Genomic DNA, 21,602 nt, shown 5'->3' on the forward strand with positions numbered 1-21,602 from the left:
TAGGTAAGCAACATGGAAGAGAAATGGTTAGTTGGTGTTGACCTTGGTGGTACAACGATTAAATTAGCATTTATTAATGTATACGGTGAAATTTTACATAAGTGGGAAATCCCTACGAATACAGGTGAGCAAGGAAAACATATTACACTTGATGTTGCGAAAGCAATTGATAAAAAGCTAGAAGAATTAGGCGAATTGAAGAGCAAGTTAATTGGTATTGGTATGGGAGCTCCTGGTCCTGTACATGTGGCGTCTGGAATGATTTATGAAGCGGTTAATTTAGGGTGGAAAAACTATCCGCTAAAAGATTTATTAGAAGTAGAAACAGGATTACCTGTTGTTATTGATAATGATGCAAACTTAGCAGCGCTTGGTGAAATGTGGAAAGGTGCTGGTGAAGGTGCAAAAGATTTAATCTGTATGACACTTGGTACGGGCGTTGGTGGTGGTGTAATCGCCAATGGTGAGATTGTACACGGCGTGAGTGGTGCTGCTGGTGAGATTGGACATATTACAGTCGTTACAGAAAATGCTTTCCCATGTAATTGCGGAAAGTCTGGTTGCTTAGAAACAGTAGCATCTGCGACAGGTATTGTACGTGTTGCTATGCAAAAAATACAAGAGACTAATAAAGAGAGCATGTTGCGTTCTATGTTAGCTGAAGAAGGACGTATTACATCAAAAGATGTCTTTGAAGCACTTGGACAAGGTGATGAATTAGCAGGTGAAGTAGTAGAAAAAGTAGCTTCTTATTTAGGATTAGCTGTAGCGAACCTTTCTAGTACATTGAACCCAGAGAAAATTGTTATTGGTGGAGGCGTGTCTAAAGCTGGAGATGCGCTATTAGAACCAATTCAACGCTATTTCGAGCAATATGCTTTCTCACGTGCTGTAAAGAGCACGAAGTTAGCTATTGCAACACTTGGTAATGATGCAGGTGTTATCGGAGGAGCTTGGCTTGTAAAAAAGCACAAATACGAAGCGAAGATGATATAAGCTGTGAAATATGAAAAGAGGAAGGGGGGAACCCTTCCTCTTTTTTGTGTGAAATCTCGATGAAGAATAAAGTGTAAACGAATTAAGCTGCTGGTGGATACCCGTTATATAGAACAGTCATGATCGTAAACCATCCGAAAACGAGTACAGTTGCAATTGCAAAGCCGCTCGCGAAAAAGTTTTTTTCACGAAGTGTTCTAAGCGTAGCAAATACAGCTAACAGAGTGACAAGTGTAAAAATAATAACAAGGCCCATACAATATCCTCCTCTGTCTACCCATTTCTTATTATGAGTTTTTGGAATATTTACTCTTTTATATTGTACATGTTTTAAAAATGATTGTCGAGATAGCATCCTTTCTTTTCCTCAGAGAAAGAAATGTTGTATCATTAAAAGTAAGTTTAATAACTGGAGGAGATTTTCATATGAAATGGATACAAATGCCGTTAGGCCCATTACAAACAAATGCTTATATTTTAATGAACGATCAAAAAGAGTGCATTATCTTTGACCCTGGTCATGAAGGTGAAAAGCTCGTTACATATGTACAAGAAGAACAATTAAAACCATTAGCTGTTTTATTAACACATGCTCACTTTGATCATATCGGTGCTGTTGATGCGGTAAGAGACACTTTTCATATTCCTGTGTACGTACATAAAGAAGAAGCAGATTGGTTAGGAGATGCAACTGTAAACGGCTCTCAAATTTTTATGATGAACCGCAGTATTACAGCAAAACCAGCGGATCATATTATTGATGCAGAAGGTACATTAACAATTGGATCATTTAATTTTGAAATTTTTGAGACACCAGGACATTCTCCAGGAAGTATTTCTTATTATAGTAAAGAGGCGAATGCTGTATTCTCAGGAGATGTATTGTTCCAAATGAGCATTGGAAGAACAGATTTACCTGGTGGAAGTTTCGCTGAATTAATTGGAAGTATTGAAGAGAAATTATTTGTATTACCAGATGAAACAGCGGTTTTATGTGGACATGGTCCAGAAACAAGCATTGGCTTTGAAAAAGAAAATAATCCGTTTTTACAATAAGGAGTCATTATGGGAATGGAGCTCATTTTAAGAGAATGGATGGGGAAAGAAAAGGATTATTCAATTTCATATAGTACGTATATGAACCTTGTATTGTATACAGAAGGTCATGGATATTATATGAAAGAACGTGAAAAGATTGGAAGACAAGGGGATTTTTTTACAAGTAGCAACGTATCCTCTGTGTTTGCAAAAACTTTTGCTAAACTTTTTATTCGTCTTGTTGAAAATGGTGAAGTTGCTCCGAATATTTGTGAAATTGGCGGAGGAACAGGGAAGTTTGCCTATGATGTTTTACAAGAATGGAAGCAATTATCTCCAAAAACCTTTATTGATTTAAACTATTCAATGATTGAAGTGAGCCCCTTTCATAGAAAATTACAGCAGGAGCACCTTGGCTCATTTTCTAATGTATCGTACTATACCTCCTATAGTGAAATGGGAGATTCTTTCGAGGGAATTCTTTTTTCGAATGAGTTGTTTGATGCATTTCCTGTTGAAATAATTGAGAAAAGAAATGGTATGTTGTATGAAGTACGTATTACATATACAGAGGAAGGAAGCCTTTCAGAAGTATGTAGGCCGTTAGATAAAAGAATTGGTCGCTATTTATTGAAATATAATATTCATATTGCTGAAGGGCAACGTTTTGAAGTACCAATTGTGATGGAGGAGTATATAAAAGAAATTGCGAAATGGTTTCAAAAAGGTATATGTATTACAGTTGATTACGGATACACAAAAGAAGAATGGATGCATCCAGCACACCGTGAAGGAAGTTTGCGAGGGTATTATCAGCATAAGCTAATACGTAACCCACTAGCGCATCCAGGTGAAATGGATCTTACTACTCATATTCATTGGGACGAGCTAAAGGAGATGTTTAGTATGCAAGGAATGAATGCAGTATGGCATAAGAAACAATCTGAGTTCTTGTTAGCTGCAGGGATATTAGAACAGCTTACGAGCCATCAAGATACGAATCCTTTTTCTGAAACGCAAAAACAAAATCGAGCAGTTCGTTCTATGATTTTGAATGGAGGAGTAGGGAGTGCATTTGATGTTGTTATACATACAAAAGATATGCAACATTTACATTTGGATCGGTATGTAACAATATAAAAAACAAGACACAGTATATACTGTGTCTTGTTTTTTAATACGACTTATGTAGTATTATATATTTCCTCTCATGATATATATTTATATTAAAGATATGAGATGAAAAATATAGAATACGTTCTTTTTCTTCGATTATTAGTCCCTAACCTAATAATACGCGAACGAGTTGAATGATTGTTTCATTCTCTACTTTGTAATAAATTTCTAATCCTTTTCTTTCACTAGAAACGATTTTAGCGCTTTTTAATTTTGCTAAATGCTGTGAAATTGTAGATTGTGGCATGTTTAAGCCAGTATACATTGTAGAAACGTTGCTTGGACCGCGCTCGATTAATCCTTTTACGATACATAAACGAACAGGATGAGCTAGCACTTTTAATAATTCTGCATTACTTTCATATAGTTCTAATTCTTTTTGAAAGGTTTCTAACATGTTCTTTTCCACCTCCGTGTGAGCTATTATACCATACTATACATACCAAAAATTTAAAGAAAAGAAAATAGTTGTTGCAGAAAAAAAGTCCTAAAGTAAAGAAATTGTAAGAAAAGAGACCCTGATGTAAATAAAATAGGTAAATTAGCATGTTTTTGTAAAATGACATTTTTGGGTGAAAATTTCGATGCGTTTTAAAAATTGAAAGATATAGATATATTTGTAACACAATTTTATCATGATTTTCTTATTCTTTCAAATGAATATACGAAATTTTTAAAATAATATGACAAAGGAATTATAATGATATATATAGAATATAAAACAGGTTAAAAGAAAAGAAGCTGAATGTAATTCGCTTCTTTATGGTGATAATGAAATATTTGATTACGGCTGATAAATCTTAGGATGATCAATTCATTAGTCATTTATTCTAAAATTCATCTTTTAGCAACGTTAAAAATCTGTGATTCCATATGTTCTCATAAAAATCAATTGTCTCTTTTGCGGACATAAAAGGATTATTCAACGTAGAGGTTGTTTTCTGTACCATAAAGTTTTCGTATCCTAGTCCGTGGGCAAACTTAATCGTAGCATCCATACAGTACTCTGTTTGGGCGCCACAAAATTCAATGCAATTTACAGATAATCGATCTAAAATTTCTTTTAAGTTTGTTTTATAAAATGAATTTGCATGTGTTTTTCTTACAAAAAAATCTTGTTCTTGAACATCTAGATCGGTATGAATAGCCCAAAGTTCTTTCTCGGGTACTAAATCATCATCACAATGTTGAACAAAAAGGATTGGTTTATTTAATTTTCTGTATGAATAAATTCTTTTATTTACTTTTGTTAGTAAGTTCTGTAAATCAAATAAATGCTCCTCGCTATAACATACGCCATTTTGTAAATCGATAACGATTAAAATATCTGAACAAGTATCCATTATTTTCACCCCTTTTTATTTCTTAATATATCAATTAATCCATTATTTAGAAATAGATGATATACTTTTATTTTTTTATGGACTATAAGAAAAGAAGAAATTCAAATGAATATAACTAAAACGCAGAAAAAGAAGATATGAAAACCTAATCTCATATCTTCTTTTTCTCTATGCATTTACAGGTTCTTCTACATAAGAAAGGGCATTTTCAAAATCGGATATTAAATCGTTAACATTTTCAAGACCGACTGATAACCGAAGTAATGAATTAGAGATTCCTCTTTCATCACGAGCTTCTTGCGACAGTGCTGCATGTGACATTTTTGCTGGATAAGAAAGAATTGACTCTACAGCTCCTAAACTAACTGCAAAAACAGGTAATCTTACTTTTGATAAAAATTGGCGGAGTGCATCTTCTGACTGCAAAGTAAACGATAAGACCGCTCCAGCTGATGTTGCTTGAGATTGTTGAATATCAAATCCGAGATGTGTTTGTAATCCCGGATAATAGACATTTTGTACTTTAGCATGCTCTTGTAAATAATGTGCAATTTTATTCGCATTTTTAGCTGAATGCTCGAGGCGTACATGCAATGTTTTTAGACCGCGAAGTACGAGAGAACAATCTTGAGGTCCTAAAATAGCACCGAATGCATTTTGTAAAAATCCAAGCTTTTGAGCGAGTTCTGCATCCTTTACTACTGCTAATCCGGCAGTAACATCACTATGACCAGCAATAAATTTTGTAGCACTATGAAGAACGACATCAGCTCCAAGTTCAAGTGGTTTTTGGAATAGTGGTGTCAAAAATGTATTATCAACAAAAGTAAGAGCGCCAATAGATTTTGCGAGTTTAGAAACCTCGCGAATATCTGTCACTTTTAAAAGTGGATTAGAAGGTGTTTCTACATAAAAGAGCTTTGTATTTGGTTTCATGTTTTGTTTTATTTCTTCTAAATTGGTCATATCAACAAATGTATGTGAAACACCGTAACGGGAGAGTACCTCAGTTATCACTCGGTAAGTGCCTCCGTACACATCTTCTGAAATGAGTACGTGATCACCTTGTGAAAGAAGGAGGAATGCAGTGGAAATCGCTGCAATGCCTGATGCAAAGGCGAATCCTTTTGTTCCGCCTTCTAATAAAGCAATGATATCTTCAAGAGCTTCACGAGTTGGATTTCCTGACCTGCTATAGTCATATTTTCCGAACGTATCTACATCAAACTGGTGAAAAGTTGATGTGTTATAAATAGGAACGTTCACAGCGCCTGTTTGCGAGTCATGTTTATATTGGTTGTGTAGTAAGAGTGTATCTATAGAATAGCTCATATTCTTACACCTTCTTTTACGAGTTTAATGGCTTGCTTTAAGTCTTGAATTAAATCGTTACTATTTTCAATGCCAACTGAGAATCGAAGAAGACGATTGCATACGCCGTTTGCTGTTCTAATTTCTTCAGGAATATCAGCATGTGTTTGCGTTGCTGGATAAGTCATTAAACTTTCTACACCACCAAGACTTTCGGCAAATGTAATTAAGGATAAAGATTGTAAGAATGGATTAATCCAAGCTTCATCTTTAAGGCGGAATGAAATCATGCCGCCTCTTCCTGGATAAAATACATCTGTTACCCCGTCTTCATCGCTTAAATACGCAACAACTGCTTTCGCATTTTCTTCATGTTGTCTCATGCGAAGCGCTAACGTTTTCATACCGCGAATTAATAACCATGAGTCAAATGGGCTTAAAACTGCACCTGATGCATTATGATAATGAGCGATTTCCTCGCAAAGTTCCTTTCCTTTTGCAACGACAAGCCCGCTTAGTACATCGTTATGTCCCCCTAAATATTTCGTTGCGCTATGAAGTACAATGTCAGCACCTTCTGTTAATGGTTGCTGTATATAAGGTGTGTAGAATGTGTTGTCTACAATAAGAAGTAGTCCGTGCCTTTTCGCTACAGTTGCGACAGCAGCAATATCAGTAACTTGCATTAATGGATTAGTTGGAGTTTCTATGAAAATAGCCTTCGTTTCAGTTGTGATAGCTTGCTCAATTTGTTTAATAGACTGTGTATTTACGTATCTACATCGAACATTCCACTTTTTTTCATGCTCAGAAAATAATCGATACGTTCCCCCGTATAAATCTTCAGATACAATAAGTTCGTCTCCAGAGCGGAATAGAGAAAGGACGAGGAGAACAGCCGCCATCCCTGAACTACAGGCATAACCTTGTTCGCCATATTCTAAGTCTGCAATCGCCTGTTCTAAAAGACCGCGAGTTGGATTGCCAGTTCGTGAATAGTCAAAGCCAGTAGATTTACCAATTCCTTCGTGACGATAAGCGGTTGAGAAATAAACTGGTGGATTAACCGTTCCAGTTGTAGTTTCACTACGATTTCCGATTTGTGCTAGTTTGGTTTCGATTGTTGACATGTGAAAATTCCTCCTTTTTAAATTGAAACATTAAGTGAATATAAAATAAAAAAAGCCTTCTAAGAAGAAGGCTTTCGGTTTGAATAGAGTCTTCTTCTCATCTGTCAAATCTTTCACAATTTGCTGGAATTAGCACCTTATTAACAAAATGTTAATGGTTGCTGAGGCGTCACAGGGCCAGTCCCTCTACCTCTCTAGATAAGAATGTTCGTATGAAATTTTTATTATGTTTTTAACTTTACAATAAAAGATAATTGAATTGCAACTTTATTTTAAATAATTTTTATTTTTCCGCAAGTGTCATTGACTTTTACTTTTGTGCATGCTAAATTTATTAAAAAATTAACAAACATTGTTAAAAGGGGAACGCATTTCCTTTTAGCTACATAAATAAAATAATAAAGACAACTCTTATTGAGAGCGGTGGAGGGAAAGGCCCTGTGAAACCCGGCAACCTTCAAACGAAATGTTTGAAACGGTGCTAATACCTGCAAAACGAATGTTTTGCATAATAAGAGGAGGAACAATTATGTCCCCCTCTTCAAAGTGAAGAGGGGGTTTTTATATTGATAGAAATGAGGGAGATTCGTGAAATTACTAGATTTATTATCAAAAGGAATTGTAATAGGTGATGGTGCGGTTGGAACGTTATTGCATTCACATGGTTTGCAAAGTAGCTTTGAAGAATTGAACGTATCTGATCCAGATCTAATTATATCCATTCATAAACAATATGTAGCTGCTGGAGCAGATGTAATTCAAACGAATACGTATGGAGCAAATGAGGCGAAATTACGTATGTATGGTTTAGAAAATCAAGTTACAAAAATTAATAGAGCGGCAGTGAAATTGGCGAAAGCATCTGTGACAGATAAAAATGCAATTTTAGGAACAATTGGTGGTATGAAACATATCGGAGCTGTTACAACGACTGATATGGAAAGGGAGTTTATGTTACTTGAACAGGCGGGGGCTTTACTAGAAGAACAGGTTGATGGATTACTATTAGAAACTTTTTATGATGAATTTGAATTACTTCATGCTGTTAAAGTGTTGCGTAAGCAAACGAATATTCCGATTGTTGCGCAATTAGCGTTACATGAAGCAGGTACGACTCAAAATGGAAATGATGTCAATGAAATATTAAAGCAGTTTATAGATTACGGTGCAAATGTTGTTGGATTGAATTGTCAACTGGGGCCGCTTCATATGACGGAAGCTTTCAAAATGATATCGATTCCGCAAAATGGCTATTTATCAGCATACCCAAATGCAGGTCTCCCGAATTATGTAGAGGGACGTTACGTATATGAGGGAAGCCCAGCTTATTTTGAAGCGATGACACCGAAATTTATTGAGCAAGGTATTCGGTTATTGGGTGGCTGTTGTGGTACGACTCCAGAACATATTCAAAGTATGAAGCGCGCTGTTGCGAATATTACCCCTGTAATAGAAAAAGAAACGATTCAAAGGCCAAAAGTCGTTCATACGCATGAGAAACGTTCGAAGGCTCACGTCACTCTAGCAGAGAAAGCAAAAAAACAAACGACAGTTGTAGTGGAATTAGATCCACCGAAAACGTTAGATACACAGCGTTTTTTTGAAGGAGCAAGAGCGTTAAAAAGAGCGGGAGCAGATGCTATTACTCTAGCAGATAATTCATTAGCATCGCCTCGTGTCTCTAATATGGCGATGGGTGCGTTATTAACGAAGCATGATATCCCAGTATTGACGCATTTAACGTGTAGAGATCATAACGTCATTGGACTACAATCTCATTTGTTAGGTTTATCGGCGTTAGGGATGGAAGAAGTGTTAGCTTTAACTGGTGATCCAGCGCGCGTTGGTGATTTTCCCGGTGCCACTTCTGTATATGATTTATCCTCTATTGAGCTTATTAAAATGATTAAAGAAATGAACGATGGACGTTCAATTTTAGGGAAATCAATTGGACCGGCGACAAGGTTTTCTGTAGGCGGCGCATTTAATCCTCACGTGAGGCACTTAAAAGCAGCGGTTAAGCGAATGGAGCGAAAAATAGATGCTGGAGCGGAGTATTTTTTAACTCAGCCAATTTACGATATCAAGTTAATTGAAGAAGTGTATGAAGCGACAAAGCATTTGGAACAACCTATTTTTATTGGAATTATGCCGTTAGTAAGTAAGCGGAATGCAGATTTTCTTCATTTTGAGGTGCCGGGTATTACTCTTCCTGAAGAAATAAGAGAGAGAATGGATGGACATGAAACGAAAGAGGCAGCAATTGAGGAAGGGATTCGCATTTCACAAGAATTGATCGATGCGGCGATGAAATATTTTAATGGTATTTATCTTATTACACCATTTTTAAAGTATGAAATTACAGAACATCTTGTTAAATATGTAAGAGAAAAGCAAGAAGTGAAAGAAGGTATTAATTGATGAAGTGTATAGAAGAAAAATTGAAAAATAGCATTTTAATATTAGATGGTGCAATGGGGACAATGATTCAGCAAGAGGATTTAACTGCTGAAGATTTCGGAGGAGAAGAGTACGAGGGCTGTAATGAATATTTAGTGGAAACAAGACCAGACGTTATTTTAAAGATTCATAAAGCTTATATTGAAGCTGGAGCGGATATTATTGAAACAAATACATTTGGGGCAACGAATATTGTACTAAGTGATTATGAGCTGTCTCATTTAGATGAAGAACTAAATGAAAAGGCAGCACTTTTGGCGAAGCAAGCTGTTAAAGAAAGCGGGAAGGAAGTATATGTTGCGGGAGCGATGGGACCAACAACGAAAGCAATTAGTGTTACTGGTGGTGTGACTTTTGAAGAATTGATTGAGGCTTATACAAGGCAGGCACGAGGATTATTAAAAGGAGAAGTTGATGTATTACTCGTTGAGACGAGTCAAGATATGCGTAACGTGAAAGCAGCTTATATTGGAATTCAAGCCGCTTTTGAAGAACTAAAAAAAACGGTTCCTATTATGATTTCAGGTACGATTGAGCCAATGGGAACGACTCTGGCTGGGCAAACAATTGAAGCTTTTTATTTATCAGTAGAACATATGAAACCATTATCTGTTGGGTTAAACTGTGCGACTGGTCCGGAGTTTATGAGGGACCATATTCGTTCACTATCTGATTTATCGGAGTGTTACATTTCTTGTTATCCAAATGCAGGTCTTCCTGATGAAGATGGACATTACCATGAATCTCCATCTTCTCTTGCTGAAAAGGTGAAGCGATTTGCTGAAGAAGGATGGATTAATATTATTGGTGGTTGTTGTGGCACGACACCAGAACATATAAAAGCAATGAAATCCGCGCTAGCATCTCTTAAGCCTCGTGACCACCATGAGAGAGAAGGACATGGAATTAGTGGATTAGAAGCACTGCAATATGATGAGTCTATGAGACCGTTATTTGTAGGTGAAAGAACGAATGTTATTGGGTCACGTAAATTTAAACGATTAGTAGCAGAAGGGAAATTTGAAGAGGCTGCTGAAGTGGCAAGAGCGCAAGTGAAGAAAAATGCTCATATTATTGATATTTGTATGGCAGATCCTGATCGCGATGAAATAGAAGATATGGAAAACTTCTTAGCAGAAGTTACGAAAGTTTTAAAAGTACCGATTATGATTGATTCAACAGATGAAAATGTGATGGAACGAGCTCTTACTTATATTCAAGGAAAAGCTGTTATTAATTCAATTAATTTAGAAGATGGAGAAGAACGATTTAAAAAAGTGACACCGCTTCTTCAGAAGTATGGTGCTGCTATAGTTGTAGGAACAATTGATGAAGACGGTATGGCGGTTAGTGCGGAACGAAAGATAGAAATTGCGAAAAGAAGCTATGAATTACTTACAAAGAAGTATGGGATACGCCCGTCAGATATTATTTTTGATGCACTTGTGTTTCCGGTAGGGACAGGTGATGAAGAATATATTGGTTCAGCGGCAGCGACTATAGAAGGAATTCGCCTTATTAAAGAAGCGTTACCAGAGTGTTTAACGATTTTAGGGGTAAGTAACATATCATTTGGTTTACCACCGGCTGGACGTGAAGTATTAAATTCAGTCTTTTTATATCATGCTACGAAAGCAGGGTTAGATTACGCAATTGTGAATACGGAAAAATTAGAACGCTATGCGTCAATTCCACAGGAAGAAAAACGCCTTGCAGATGCATTACTGTTTGAAACGACGAAAGAGACGTTAGAAGAATTTACAAACTTTTACCGAGTTGCTAAAAAGAAAGATATCGTTGTGCAAGAAACGTTAACGCTTGATGAAAGACTAGCAAATTATATTGTAGAAGGTACGAAACAAGGATTACACGAGGATTTAAGTCTTGCGCTTGAAGAAGGAAGAAAACCTCTTGATATTATTAACGGTCCGCTTATGACAGGGATGGATGAGGTAGGACGACTATTTAATAATAATGAACTTATTGTTGCTGAAGTATTGCAAAGTGCTGAAAGTATGAAAGCTGCTGTAAGCTATTTAGAGCCACATATGGAATCTAGTGATAGTGCGAAAAAAGGGAAAGTATTATTAGCAACTGTAAAAGGTGACGTGCATGATATTGGGAAAAATCTCGTTGAAATTATTTTAGCAAATAACGGATATGAGATTATTAATTTAGGAATTAATGTACGTTCGGATCGAATTGTTCAAGAAGTACAAGAAAAGAAGCCGGATATTATAGGCCTTTCAGGTTTATTAGTAAAATCAGCGCAACAAATGGTAACGACTGCTGAAGATTTAAAAGCAGCAAATATTGATGTTCCCATTGTTGTAGGTGGTGCAGCGTTAACGAGAAAGTTTACAGATAATCGGATTTCACCATCATATAAAGGGCTCGTTTGTTATGCGAGTGATGCGATGACGGGGCTCGATATTATTAATAAGCTTCAAAAAGAAGAAGAGCGTGAGAAGATGAAACAGGATAAAAAAGAACGTCATCTTCATATCGTAAAAAAAGAGGAGAAGAAAGTAGAAATTCCAGCAGTAATTGAGCCATTACCGAAGGCTGAAGTTATCGTGCCTGATTCAACAAAACGAATTGTATTACGCGATATTCCGGCCCTTCATCTCGCTCCATTTTTAAATAGACAAATGCTACTTGGGCATCACCTTGGATTAAAAGGGAATGTGAAGAAGCTTTTGAAAGAGGGAGATAAGAGAGCACATGAATTAAATGATTTAATAGATGAATTATTGCAGGAAGGACAATCTTGGTTAAAGCCGAAAGCAGTGTATCAATTTTTCCCAGCGCAAAGCGACGGACAAAACATTGTAATATATGATCCAGAAGATCATATGCGTGTTATAGAGCGTTTCACATTCCCTAGACAAGGAAAGGCTCCCTATCGTACTTTAGGTGATTATTTGCGCCCAATAGGAGATGAGATGGACTATGTTGCTTTCTTATCTGTTACGGTTGGGGAAGGAGTTCGGGACATTGCAGAAGAGTGGAAGGCGAAAGGTGATTACCTACGTAGTCATGCCATTCAATCGTTAGCGCTTGAATTAGCGGAAGGACTTGCTGAAAAAACACATATGCTCATTCGTGACCGCTGGGGCATTCCGGACTCACCGGAACTGACGATGGAAGAACGTTTCCGTACGAAATATAGAGGAATACGAGTGTCATTTGGTTATCCGGCGTGTCCAGAACTTGCAGATCAAGAAAAGCTATTTCGCTTAATTCATCCAGAGGAAATAGGTATTTCATTAACAGAAGGATTCATGATGGAGCCAGAAGCGTCTGTAACGGCTATGGTATTTTCTCACCCTGAGGCAAGATATTTTAGTGTATTATAGTCTAGAAGGGGGAGACGTATGAAGAAAATAGTCTTTACAGGTGGCGGTTCGGCAGGACATGTAACACCTAATTTAGCCATTATCCCATATTTACAGGAAGACAACTGGGATATCTCTTATATTGGTTCTCATCAAGGTATTGAGAAAACGATTATAGAAAAGGAAGGCATTCCCTACTATAGTATTTCGAGTGGAAAGCTACGTCGTTATTTTGATTTGAAAAATATAAAAGATCCTTTTCTTGTAATGAAGGGTGTTATGGATGCGTATGTAAGGATTCGAAAACTAAAACCAGATGTGATTTTTTCAAAAGGCGGTTTCGTATCTGTACCAGTCGTAATTGGAGGATGGCTAAATAGAGTACCAGTTTTATTACATGAATCTGATATGACACCAGGACTAGCAAATAAAATTGCGCTTCGTTTTGCTTCGAAAATATTTGTTACGTTTGAAGAAGCAGCGAAACATTTACCGAAAGAAAAAGTAATATATACGGGATCTCCTGTACGTGAAGAAGTGCTGAAGGGAAATCGTGAAAAAGGTTTAGCGTTTTTAGGTTTTTCACGTAAAAAGCCAGTTATTACGATTATGGGAGGCAGCTTGGGCGCGAAAAAAATTAATGATACGGCTCGAGAAGCATTACCAGAACTTCTTAAAAAATATCAAATTGTTCACCTTTGCGGAAAAGGTAACCTTGACGAAAGTTTACAAAATAAAGAAGGATATAGACAATTTGAATATGTACATGGAGAACTGCCAGACATATTAGCGGTAACAGATTTTGTTATTTCACGCGCGGGCTCCAACGCAATTTTTGAATTTTTAACATTACAAAAGCCGATGGTTTTAATTCCATTATCGAAATTTGCAAGCCGTGGAGATCAAATATTAAATGCAGAGTCCTTTGAAAGGCAAGGGTATGCCTCCGTATTATATGAAGAAGATGTAACTGTAAAATCTCTTATAAAGTATGTCGAAGAATTGAATCAAAATAATGAAAAGTATAAAACAGCACTAAAAAAATATAATGGAAAAGAAGCAATTAAAACAATCATTCAAAATATTTCAGAGGCATGATGAAACAATCATGCCTCTTTTAGTAGGGTGAAAGATTCCAAGAATTGATATTTTTATGTTACAATAAAGTGAAACTTTAATCAGTTGGGTTCATCCCACATCTAACTTCTTTACTGTTACTGAATTTTGAGGAGGGAGTCTTACTGCCCTCAAATAGCGGGATAACAAATGGGTTAATAGGGAAATTCCAATTAATGAGGCGTGAAAATACGAATGGATTAGGAGTGACTGTGTTGGAGCTAAGTCTCTATGAAAATACTGCACTTATTATATGCTTTGTGTTGTACGTTGGTAGTGTTATTGTTTATATTTCAAGGAAATTTTCGCAAGAAAGAGAGCTTGAAAAGTCAGAGATAACAGCTGAACTAGAAATGTTAGCTGATGAAAGTTATAAAAAACAAAAAATAAAAGAAGACCATGAAGCATCCCATCATTTAAACGCAAATAAGTTTTAAAGATGGGGATTTTTTTTGAAGTTGTTCTTTATTATAGCTATAACAAATAACGCTAAAAAGGAGTTTCCCCATACATAATGAAGGAGTGTATATAAATGAATTTTTATATCGCCTCAGGTTTCCAAAATAAACATCTTGTACATTCCGTAGCAAATGAACTGAAACATGCAGGATGGCACCATACATATGATTGGACCAAAAACGAAAGAGCAGCGAATGAAGAACGATTAAGAGAAATTGGTCAGGCAGAACGAAATGCTGTAAAAGAAGCGGATGTATTTTTACTTATATTAGATGGTGGAAACGGGAGCCATACAGAGTTTGGAATGGCGATTGCACTAGAGAAAACGATATATGTATATCATGCAGGAAACCCGCTCCAAACAACGTTCTATCACTTGCCAGAAATAAATATTTTTGAAGGAGATGTAGCTGAGTTTGCATCTTATGTTATGAATCATGTGAAATAATAGTAACTACCTAAAAGGTTATAAAAGTGATCTTTTGGGTACAGTGATGATAAGAAACGTATATAAAGGAGTACATAATATGAAATTAGAAAATGGATGGGAAACGAGCTTTTTAGAAGTCGTACAAAATAGTGAATTTAAGAAAGAGGCACTTCTTAGTCAATTGCTTTGTCAGGATAGTGAAGAAGTAGAAGAGCTTGTGGATGATTACGGCTACGAAGAACTTGTTGAACGTGAACATGATGATGAGTTAGCTGAAATCTTAGGAGAAGAACTTTTTAGTGAGATGGAACGCCAAGTATTCTTATCTTCAAATCCAGAAGAAAAACTTATTTCATTCGTCAATGGATTAGGTTTTCATGTGCTAGATTGGATCGTTCTTCTTGAAACAGAATTTGGCATTGATAGTGCAAACTTTACATCAGATGCTGTGAAGGTGTTAGAAAAGCGTTTCAGACAGTTTCCATACATAGAGGACAAGACAATTTTTGATATGACATTTGGAGAATCGATGGATGTATTAGAATCTGTTACAGGATTACAACTAAAGGAAAAGATGAACGTATAATGAAAAAAGAACGTGATTGGATCACGTTCTTTTTTTACATAATAATAATTTTATCATCTAGTTTTGTCTGCCCGGTAAGAAGTGCGTTTAAATATTCCACTTTTCTTATACAAGCTTGTATATGTCTTTCAATCTCTTGTAACTCTGCTTGGTGATGCGTTTCAATCGGATGAATTTGTACGTTGAATTTTTCAAATTGACTACTATATGTTATTTCTGCATAGCCGCTCATAATATCGGTTTCGTTATGAAATAAAAATTGCTTCGTTTTGTCACAGAATGATACATCCTGAAAGCCATATACTTTTAATGCTTCAATTACTTTTTTAATCATTTTTGTATTCATTTTTTAACCCTCTTTACGAAGTTCTACTTATATATTATAACATAAAAAATTACATAGAAAGCGCTTCCAAGTGTATTTTATTATAAACTTTACGTTTCAATCACAAAAATGAAACAAAGAAAAAATAATTGTAAAGAAGGAAGGACTCTTTTATTGTTTCGTCATATATATAGAGAAATAGTGCAATGAAAGGAAATTTTCCGAGGTGGAGATCGTATTTCCAATTTGAGCGCAGTAAAAGAGGTGAGAATTTTGAACTTTGATATTGTAGGACAAAAAGCATATATAAAAGATGGACCGCATCGGAACCGAATTGGAATTGTAAAGAAAAACGAGACAAAATTAGCATCGCAGTTTGCTATTGTAATTGGAGAACAAATCATTGATGTAGAGCTCAAGGATATCGTGTTAGTTGGAGTAGACGTAGGACAATTTCATAAATGGTGCGAACAAAATGGTTATTTGTGAAAAGGACGGGCTGTGAGATAATGAAATATATTTGAGGAAAGAGGATATGTTATTATATTCTCTTTTTCTATGTTTAAGGAGGCGAAAATGAAATATAAAGAACAGGAGTTTACGTTGGAGTTAAAAGAGAACATTCAATGTATGGAGAAGGAAATAGAGCGAATATCACTTAAACTGCATAAAGAGTATGCGCATTTATACATAGAAAAACACATGGAATTAGATATGGGATTTGCAAGAGAAAAAGAGAATCCCTTTGAGGTGGGTTATTATTCATCAGTTGCCATAGCTATATTAGATGAAGAAAAAGAGATGATTGAATTTCACTATATTCCAATTTGGAAATGCGAAAGAATCTTGTTAGGAATGTCAATTCAATCAAACATTTTTGGGAGTAAGAAAGTAGGGGAACTTGTTGATGAATCTTGTTATGAGATTGAGGAGGAGTTAAAAGAGCAACTAGAAGAATACTTGGAGTAAGAATTCTCAAGATAAAATCTATAAAGAGGGAACGGAATAAAAAAGACGCTAACAATTGTATGTTAGCGTCTTTTTTTCATTATGAAGCAATTTCACCAGTTTTTGTATCATCTTGATTGTACGTATCTTGATCTAATTCACCAAGCCATTTACTTGAAATAAGACCTGCTGTCATAGAACCACTTACGTTAAGAGCTGTACGCCCCATATCGATTAATGGCTCAACCGAGATAACTAGAGCAACAATACCGATTGGTAAGTTCATTGTAGATAGTACGATTAAAGCTGCGAATGTTGCGCCGCCACCAACTCCGGCAACACCGAATGAGCTAATAGCGATAACAGCGATTAAAGTTAAAATAAATTGTGGTTGTAATGGATCAATTCCTACAGTTGGAGCGACCATCATTGCAAGCATTGCTGGATAAATACCTGCGCAACCGTTTTGTCCGATAGATACCCCAAATGAAGCTGCGAAGTTTGCAATTCCTTCGGAAATACCAAGCTTTTCTTTTTGAGCTTCAATATTTAATGGCATCGCACCAGCACTAGAGCGAGATGTGAATGCAAAAGTTAGTACAGGGAACACTTTTTTCAAATATTGAATTGGATTTAAACCAGACAATGCAATTAATAATAAGTGAATGATAAACATTACGATAAGTGCTACGTAAGAGGCTAACACGAAGTTACCAAGTTTTAAAATAGCATTTATATCGCTACCAGCAACTGTTTTTGCCATAAGAGCTAATACGCCGTATGGAGTAAGGCGTAAAATTAATGTTACCATACGCATTACGATTGCATATACAGCATCAAGCATTTTCTTAAATAGTTCTGCTTGTTCTGGATATTTTCGTTTTACACCTATAAAGGCAATGCCGATAAAGGCTGCAAATATTACGACAGAAATTGTTGATGTTGGACGAGCGCCTGTTAAATCAAGAAACGGATTTGTAGGTAATAGCTCTAATAATTTATCTGGAATTGTTGTCTTTTCAATAGAAGTAAATCTTTCTTCAACTAGTTTCAGACGAGCAGATTCTGCATCACCTTGTTGCAAGCCTGTTGCAGATACATCAAATCCTGCACTTGCAGCGATACCGACAGCTGCAGCGATTCCTGTAGTAAGAATTAAAATTCCGATAATAAGACCACTGATTTTACCAAGGTTTTTCGTTAACTGTAATTTTGTAAAGGCTGAAATAATAGATACTAAAATAAGTGGCATAACGATCATTTGAAGTAATTTCACATAACCGTTACCGATTAAGCCAAACCAAGTATTTGATTCAATAATTACTTTAGAAGTTGGTTCATAAATAAATTGTAATATAAGACCGAATATAATTCCGACTCCTAAAGCAGTAAATACACGTTTATTAAAAGATACATGCTTACGTTGCATATAATATAATACGCCAACTAAAATGAGCATGACTGCAACGTTAATTCCGACAAGCAGTGTATTCATGTTGATTCCCCCTAATTCCAATCTGTTATATAGAATATAAGGCAATAAAACCTATAAGTCAACTAGGAAATTCCGGAATTAAAAAAAGATGGCAAAATGCCATCTTTTAATGTCCAGCCCCAGGGACAAGTAAAAACGTCGTGTAGTATGTAAATCCTATGAAGAAAACAGTTAAATATGCCCCAAATACGTATATATACATACGCTCTGTTAATTTTAAATAGCTTAAAAGTACGAAGAAACCTGTTTGTCCTAAAAATAGTAGTGCGGTCTGTTGCATATCCCCTACGTAAAACATAACCGAGAAAATTCCAGTCCAAAAGCCGAGAACGCGAAACATGCGCTCCATGCCATCTCCCTCCTTTTCTAAAAAAAGTAAACCTCACCTCATTATAGTTTATTTTTCTTACTATTGTAAATATTCATTCATATAAAAAGAAGCCAATTATTATTGGCTTCTTTTTATATGAGAAATTAAATTGTTAGTTTATAATTACAAGATTTACATCCATCTAATAGACTATCATTTCGAGTTAATTCCATGTTAGGGAATAGGATTTCAAAAATTCCTTTCATCATATCTCCGTGCATGTTACAAATTTCAGTTGGATGATGAACAGCAACTTCTTTAAATGGACAATTGTGTACATCATAGAAAATTTTTGTTCCATCTGCACTTAATTCAAATGCAGGTGATAAGCCAGCTGTTGAGAAAGCTTCTTTTGCAATTTGAACTTTTTGTTCCACTGTTAAAGCATCTTCACTCACATTTAAACGTTGCATATGTTGTTGCATTAATTCAGCTCCGAATTGTTTTCCTGTTTCGTATAGCGCTTTCTCACCAGCAGCGCCAAGGCTAAGTAAAGAATTAAATGCGATTCTTGCTAACAATTGATAATCACGGAATGGAAATTGTAATTGGATAACATCTTCAGATAAGACATACAATCTGCTCGGTCTTCCGCCTTTTCCAGTTTTCTTCGTTTCCGATTTTAGCATATGAACATCTTCTAATTTAGATAAATGTAAACGCGCTACGTTTGGATGAATATCGAATTCATCTGCAATTTCTTGTACCGTTACGTAACTATGTTTTTGCGAAATATATTTATAAATGTAATAACGAGTTGGGTCAGATAATACACCTGTAATTTTTAAAGCTTGTTCCATGAGGATCTCCACCTTTATCACTTTATCCAAGATAATAACATTATAATACAGATAAACATTATTATAGGTAATTTCAGACAATAATTCGGAAATTGTTCATAATTTCACAAACATATTTTTCCTTTTTACTCTATTGAAAATACAAAAGTCCAAATTTTTATTGTGCATGTTTTCATGCTATATACATAGTGAGGAGGGAAAAGTGATGAATGGGATTGAAATTTTTGCGAATACAATTTTAAAAGAAGCGTGTAGGGTACAAGCGTCAGATTTACATATTGTGCCCCGGCAGAAGGATGTAGCAGTGCAACTACGTATAGGAAAAGATTTAATGACGAGCCAGTGTATTGAAAAGGAGTTTGGAGAAAAACTTGTCTCACATTTCAAATTTTTAGCATCTATGGACATAGGAGAGAAACGGAAGCCACAGAATGGTTCGTTGTATTTGCAAATTGATGGACAAGAAGTGTATTTACGCCTTTCAACACTTCCAACAGTATATCAAGAAAGTCTCGTTATTCGCCTTCATTTACAAGCATCTGTTCAGCCCTTATCACATCTTTCGTTATTTCCAAGTACGGCAGCAAAACTACTCTCGTTTTTACGATATTCACAGGGGCTACTCGTGTTTACTGGACCGACTGGATCTGGGAAGACGACGACAATGTATGCATTATTAGAAGTAATTAGAAGAAAGAAAACACGTCGCATCATTACACTTGAAGATCCTGTTGAAAAAAGAAGTGACGATGTATTACAAATTCAAATAAATGAAAAAGCGGGTCTCACATATGAAACAGGATTAAAGGCTATTTTACGTCATGATCCAGATATTATTTTAGTCGGTGAAATCCGGGATGAGGAAACAGCAAAAATAGCTATAAGAGCAAGTTTGACAGGACATTTAGTAATGACAACGCTGCATACGAATGATGCGAAAGGAGCAATCATTCGTTTCATGGATTATGGTATAACGAGGCAAGAGATCGAACAGTCTTTATTGGCTGTAGCTGCACAGCGACTTGTCGAATTGAAGTGTCCGTTTTGCAGAGGAAAGTGCTCAACTTTATGTAAATCAATGAGGCAAGTAAGGCAAGCAAGCATTTATGAGCTACTATATGGACATGAGTTAAAACAAGCACTTAAAGAAGCAGATGGAGAATGTGTTACTTACAAACATGAGACTTTAGAATCGTCAATACGAAAAGGATATGCTTTAGGTTTTTTAGAAGAAGATGTTTATGTTTAAGAAAACTTGGAGTTTAAGTGATCAAGTAGTATTGTTGAAACGTTTAGGAGAATTATTAGAAAAAGGCTACTCTCTTTTACAAGCATTAGAATTTTTACAGTTTCAATTACCTGTAGAAAAGAAAGTACAATTGCAGCGCATGATTGAGGGGTTAAAAGATGGGGAAAGTCTACACGATTCTTTTCATCAGTTAAAGTTTCATCAGGACATGTTAAGTTATCTATTTTATGCCGAGCAACATGGTGATATTTCTTTTGCTTTGCAACAAGGAAGTGCACTTCTTTATAAGAAAGATAAGTATAGGAGAGACATGATGAAAATAATGCAGTATCCTATGTTCTTGATGTTTTTTCTACTAATCATGCTTTTTATTTTTAACCTCATTTTATTACCTCAGGTTGAAATGGTTTATAGTTCGTTCGGTTCTAATACACCACTACTTACAGAACAAATTTTAAGTGCAATAAAACTGCTACCATACATTATTTTAACCGCTATTTTAACTATTATTATTGGATGTAGTTTATACATGTTGTATTTTAGGAAACTTCCACATATTAGACAGGTAAAAATCATGCTTCGTATTCCTCTCATCAAAACATTTCTTATTTTAAAGCATTCACATTATTTTGCTACTCAGTTGAGTGGTTTATTAAATGGTGGACTATCAGTATGCGAAGCTTTAACAATAATGATGGAGCAAAGATATCATCCGTTCTTTCAATATGAAGCGAATCGGATTGAAAGACAATTAATTGGAGGAGAACAGTTACAATCTATCATTGCTAAAAGTGGGTATTACGAGAAAGAACTTTCTTATGTTATTACGCATGGACAAGCAAATGGCAATTTAGGGATTGAATTAGGTGACTATAGCGATCTTATTATGGAAAAGATGGAACGAAAAATTAAACATATGTTAGTTATCATTCAGCCTATTTTATTTACATGTATTGGAGGAATCGTTGTCCTTATGTATTTAGCGATGATTATGCCGATGTTTCAAATGATGAATTCTATTTAGGGGGCATT

General features: G+C 35.6%; 22 protein-coding genes and 2 riboswitches. Of the genes, 13 read left to right on the forward strand and 9 right to left on the reverse strand.

Annotated elements, in window-relative coordinates; translation table 11 throughout:
- Positions 1-12 precede the first annotated feature (12 nt).
- Complete coding sequence (gene glcK / locus ACTFRY_RS03070; protein ID WP_000391701.1) at positions 13-996, forward strand: glucokinase; 984 nt, start codon at positions 13-15, stop codon at positions 994-996.
- Positions 997-1,078: 82 nt separating this feature from the next.
- Here the strand turns inward: glcK and ACTFRY_RS03075 are convergent, their stop codons facing one another.
- Positions 1,079-1,252 (reverse strand): DUF2759 domain-containing protein, encoded by a 174-nt coding sequence (locus ACTFRY_RS03075; RefSeq protein ID WP_000524852.1) that lies wholly within the window; start codon positions 1,250-1,252, stop codon positions 1,079-1,081.
- A 170-nt stretch (positions 1,253-1,422) separates the two neighbouring features.
- Here ACTFRY_RS03075 and ACTFRY_RS03080 point away from each other — a divergent pair, with 170 nt between their 5' ends.
- On the forward strand, positions 1,423-2,052 hold the full coding sequence (locus tag ACTFRY_RS03080) for an MBL fold metallo-hydrolase (RefSeq protein ID WP_000871238.1): 630 nt from the start codon (positions 1,423-1,425) through the stop codon (positions 2,050-2,052).
- Positions 2,053-2,061: 9 nt separating this feature from the next.
- Positions 2,062-3,174 carry a class I SAM-dependent methyltransferase gene (locus ACTFRY_RS03085; protein ID WP_000525141.1) on the forward strand — a complete coding sequence of 371 codons (1,113 nt, stop codon included), beginning with the start codon at positions 2,062-2,064 and terminating at the stop codon, positions 3,172-3,174.
- A gap of 142 nt (positions 3,175-3,316) precedes the next feature.
- Here the strand turns inward: ACTFRY_RS03085 and ACTFRY_RS03090 are convergent, their stop codons facing one another.
- From ACTFRY_RS03090 to metI, 4 genes are all read right to left on the reverse strand, one after another.
- Complete coding sequence (locus ACTFRY_RS03090) at positions 3,317-3,607, reverse strand: ArsR/SmtB family transcription factor (protein ID WP_000894377.1); 291 nt, start codon at positions 3,605-3,607, stop codon at positions 3,317-3,319.
- A gap of 433 nt (positions 3,608-4,040) precedes the next feature.
- The gene (locus ACTFRY_RS03095) at positions 4,041-4,553 is read right to left on the reverse strand and encodes a cysteine hydrolase family protein (protein ID WP_000379179.1); all 513 of its coding nucleotides are present in this window, start codon (positions 4,551-4,553) and stop codon (positions 4,041-4,043) included.
- Positions 4,554-4,721: 168 nt separating this feature from the next.
- Positions 4,722-5,885: a cystathionine beta-lyase gene (gene metC, locus ACTFRY_RS03100; protein WP_044795895.1), complete on the reverse strand. Its 1,164-nt coding sequence runs from the start codon at positions 5,883-5,885 to the stop codon at positions 4,722-4,724.
- Positions 5,882-6,994, reverse strand: coding sequence for a cystathionine gamma-synthase/O-acetylhomoserine thiolyase (gene metI / locus ACTFRY_RS03105; protein WP_000103892.1), 1,113 nt, complete (start codon positions 6,992-6,994; stop codon positions 5,882-5,884). Before metI ends, metC begins: the two co-directional genes overlap by 4 nt.
- Positions 6,995-7,088: 94 nt before the next feature.
- Positions 7,089-7,199: riboswitch (SAM riboswitch) on the reverse strand.
- Between the two features lie 203 nt (positions 7,200-7,402).
- Positions 7,403-7,512, forward strand: a riboswitch (SAM riboswitch).
- A gap of 70 nt (positions 7,513-7,582) precedes the next feature.
- Between metI and ACTFRY_RS03110 the strand changes: the two genes are divergently transcribed.
- From ACTFRY_RS03110 to ACTFRY_RS03135, 6 genes are all read left to right on the forward strand, one after another.
- Positions 7,583-9,415: a bifunctional homocysteine S-methyltransferase/methylenetetrahydrofolate reductase gene (locus ACTFRY_RS03110; RefSeq protein WP_016118630.1), complete on the forward strand. Its 1,833-nt coding sequence runs from the start codon at positions 7,583-7,585 to the stop codon at positions 9,413-9,415.
- The gene (gene metH / locus ACTFRY_RS03115; RefSeq protein WP_044795899.1) at positions 9,415-12,813 is read left to right on the forward strand and encodes a methionine synthase; all 3,399 of its coding nucleotides are present in this window, start codon (positions 9,415-9,417) and stop codon (positions 12,811-12,813) included. Before ACTFRY_RS03110 ends, metH begins: the two co-directional genes overlap by 1 nt.
- 18 nt (positions 12,814-12,831) lie before the next feature.
- Positions 12,832-13,890: an undecaprenyldiphospho-muramoylpentapeptide beta-N-acetylglucosaminyltransferase gene (gene murG, locus ACTFRY_RS03120; RefSeq protein WP_000724777.1), complete on the forward strand. Its 1,059-nt coding sequence runs from the start codon at positions 12,832-12,834 to the stop codon at positions 13,888-13,890.
- A gap of 194 nt (positions 13,891-14,084) precedes the next feature.
- Complete coding sequence (locus ACTFRY_RS03125; RefSeq protein ID WP_001250699.1) at positions 14,085-14,345, forward strand: DUF3966 domain-containing protein; 261 nt, start codon at positions 14,085-14,087, stop codon at positions 14,343-14,345.
- 95 nt (positions 14,346-14,440) lie between these two features.
- Entirely contained in the window at positions 14,441-14,815 is a 375-nt protein-coding gene (locus ACTFRY_RS03130; RefSeq protein WP_016118628.1) for a nucleoside 2-deoxyribosyltransferase, read from the forward strand.
- Between the two features lie 79 nt (positions 14,816-14,894).
- Entirely contained in the window at positions 14,895-15,383 is a 489-nt protein-coding gene (locus ACTFRY_RS03135; protein WP_000764267.1) for a hypothetical protein, read from the forward strand.
- A 34-nt stretch (positions 15,384-15,417) separates the two neighbouring features.
- On the opposite strand, the gene ACTFRY_RS03140 is transcribed toward ACTFRY_RS03135, so the two are convergent.
- On the reverse strand, positions 15,418-15,729 hold the full coding sequence (locus tag ACTFRY_RS03140) for a hypothetical protein (RefSeq protein ID WP_001093237.1): 312 nt from the start codon (positions 15,727-15,729) through the stop codon (positions 15,418-15,420).
- 252 nt (positions 15,730-15,981) lie between these two features.
- Between ACTFRY_RS03140 and ACTFRY_RS03145 the strand changes: the two genes are divergently transcribed.
- Complete coding sequence (locus tag ACTFRY_RS03145; protein WP_001008326.1) at positions 15,982-16,197, forward strand: DUF3912 family protein; 216 nt, start codon at positions 15,982-15,984, stop codon at positions 16,195-16,197.
- Positions 16,198-16,284: 87 nt separating this feature from the next.
- Positions 16,285-16,677, forward strand: coding sequence for a hypothetical protein (locus ACTFRY_RS03150; RefSeq protein ID WP_044795900.1), 393 nt, complete (start codon positions 16,285-16,287; stop codon positions 16,675-16,677).
- 79 nt (positions 16,678-16,756) lie between these two features.
- On the opposite strand, the gene ACTFRY_RS03155 is transcribed toward ACTFRY_RS03150, so the two are convergent.
- The 3 genes from ACTFRY_RS03155 to ACTFRY_RS03165 form a co-directional block, all read right to left on the reverse strand.
- Positions 16,757-18,151: an L-cystine transporter gene (locus tag ACTFRY_RS03155; RefSeq protein WP_001094336.1), complete on the reverse strand. Its 1,395-nt coding sequence runs from the start codon at positions 18,149-18,151 to the stop codon at positions 16,757-16,759.
- 106 nt (positions 18,152-18,257) lie between these two features.
- On the reverse strand, positions 18,258-18,500 hold the full coding sequence (locus ACTFRY_RS03160; protein ID WP_000440721.1) for a DUF2626 domain-containing protein: 243 nt from the start codon (positions 18,498-18,500) through the stop codon (positions 18,258-18,260).
- 125 nt (positions 18,501-18,625) lie between these two features.
- A complete protein-coding gene (locus ACTFRY_RS03165) occupies positions 18,626-19,321 on the reverse strand; it encodes a helix-turn-helix transcriptional regulator (protein ID WP_000434125.1) in 696 nt (231 codons plus the stop codon).
- A 205-nt stretch (positions 19,322-19,526) separates the two neighbouring features.
- On the opposite strand from ACTFRY_RS03165, the gene comGA reads away from it, so the two are divergent.
- Both comGA and comGB read left to right on the forward strand, forming a co-directional pair.
- Entirely contained in the window at positions 19,527-20,570 is a 1,044-nt protein-coding gene (comGA, locus tag ACTFRY_RS03170; protein ID WP_098616193.1) for a competence type IV pilus ATPase ComGA, read from the forward strand.
- Positions 20,563-21,594 carry a competence type IV pilus assembly protein ComGB gene (gene comGB / locus ACTFRY_RS03175; protein WP_052660079.1) on the forward strand — a complete coding sequence of 344 codons (1,032 nt, stop codon included), beginning with the start codon at positions 20,563-20,565 and terminating at the stop codon, positions 21,592-21,594. Before comGA ends, comGB begins: the two co-directional genes overlap by 8 nt.
- Positions 21,595-21,602: the final 8 nt, after the last annotated feature.

It is taken from the genome of Bacillus cereus group sp. MYBK195-1 (assembly GCF_051916605.1).
GTDB lineage: Bacteria > Bacillota > Bacilli > Bacillales > Bacillaceae_G > Bacillus_A > Bacillus_A cereus.

Bases quoted from the DNA above. Each gene is read 5' to 3' on its own strand.
- glcK (WP_000391701.1), top strand. From the start codon at position 13: ATGGAAGAGAAATGGTTAGTTGGTGTTGACCTTGGTGGTACAACGATT.
- ACTFRY_RS03075 (WP_000524852.1), bottom strand. From the start codon at position 1,252: ATGGGCCTTGTTATTATTTTTACACTTGTCACTCTGTTAGCTGTATTT.
- ACTFRY_RS03080 (WP_000871238.1), top strand. From the start codon at position 1,423: ATGAAATGGATACAAATGCCGTTAGGCCCATTACAAACAAATGCTTAT.
- ACTFRY_RS03085 (WP_000525141.1), top strand. From the start codon at position 2,062: ATGGGAATGGAGCTCATTTTAAGAGAATGGATGGGGAAAGAAAAGGAT.
- ACTFRY_RS03090 (WP_000894377.1), bottom strand. From the start codon at position 3,607: ATGTTAGAAACCTTTCAAAAAGAATTAGAACTATATGAAAGTAATGCA.
- ACTFRY_RS03095 (WP_000379179.1), bottom strand. From the start codon at position 4,553: ATGGATACTTGTTCAGATATTTTAATCGTTATCGATTTACAAAATGGC.
- metC (WP_044795895.1), bottom strand. From the start codon at position 5,885: ATGAGCTATTCTATAGATACACTCTTACTACACAACCAATATAAACAT.
- metI (WP_000103892.1), bottom strand. From the start codon at position 6,994: ATGTCAACAATCGAAACCAAACTAGCACAAATCGGAAATCGTAGTGAA.
- metH (WP_044795899.1), top strand. From the start codon at position 9,415: ATGAAGTGTATAGAAGAAAAATTGAAAAATAGCATTTTAATATTAGAT.
- murG (WP_000724777.1), top strand. From the start codon at position 12,832: ATGAAGAAAATAGTCTTTACAGGTGGCGGTTCGGCAGGACATGTAACA.
- ACTFRY_RS03125 (WP_001250699.1), top strand. From the start codon at position 14,085: ATGAGGCGTGAAAATACGAATGGATTAGGAGTGACTGTGTTGGAGCTA.
- ACTFRY_RS03130 (WP_016118628.1), top strand. From the start codon at position 14,441: ATGAATTTTTATATCGCCTCAGGTTTCCAAAATAAACATCTTGTACAT.
- ACTFRY_RS03135 (WP_000764267.1), top strand. From the start codon at position 14,895: ATGAAATTAGAAAATGGATGGGAAACGAGCTTTTTAGAAGTCGTACAA.
- ACTFRY_RS03140 (WP_001093237.1), bottom strand. From the start codon at position 15,729: ATGAATACAAAAATGATTAAAAAAGTAATTGAAGCATTAAAAGTATAT.
- ACTFRY_RS03150 (WP_044795900.1), top strand. From the start codon at position 16,285: ATGAAATATAAAGAACAGGAGTTTACGTTGGAGTTAAAAGAGAACATT.
- ACTFRY_RS03155 (WP_001094336.1), bottom strand. From the start codon at position 18,151: ATGAATACACTGCTTGTCGGAATTAACGTTGCAGTCATGCTCATTTTA.
- ACTFRY_RS03160 (WP_000440721.1), bottom strand. From the start codon at position 18,500: ATGGAGCGCATGTTTCGCGTTCTCGGCTTTTGGACTGGAATTTTCTCG.
- ACTFRY_RS03165 (WP_000434125.1), bottom strand. From the start codon at position 19,321: ATGGAACAAGCTTTAAAAATTACAGGTGTATTATCTGACCCAACTCGT.
- comGA (WP_098616193.1), top strand. From the start codon at position 19,527: ATGAATGGGATTGAAATTTTTGCGAATACAATTTTAAAAGAAGCGTGT.
- comGB (WP_052660079.1), top strand. From the start codon at position 20,563: ATGTTTAAGAAAACTTGGAGTTTAAGTGATCAAGTAGTATTGTTGAAA.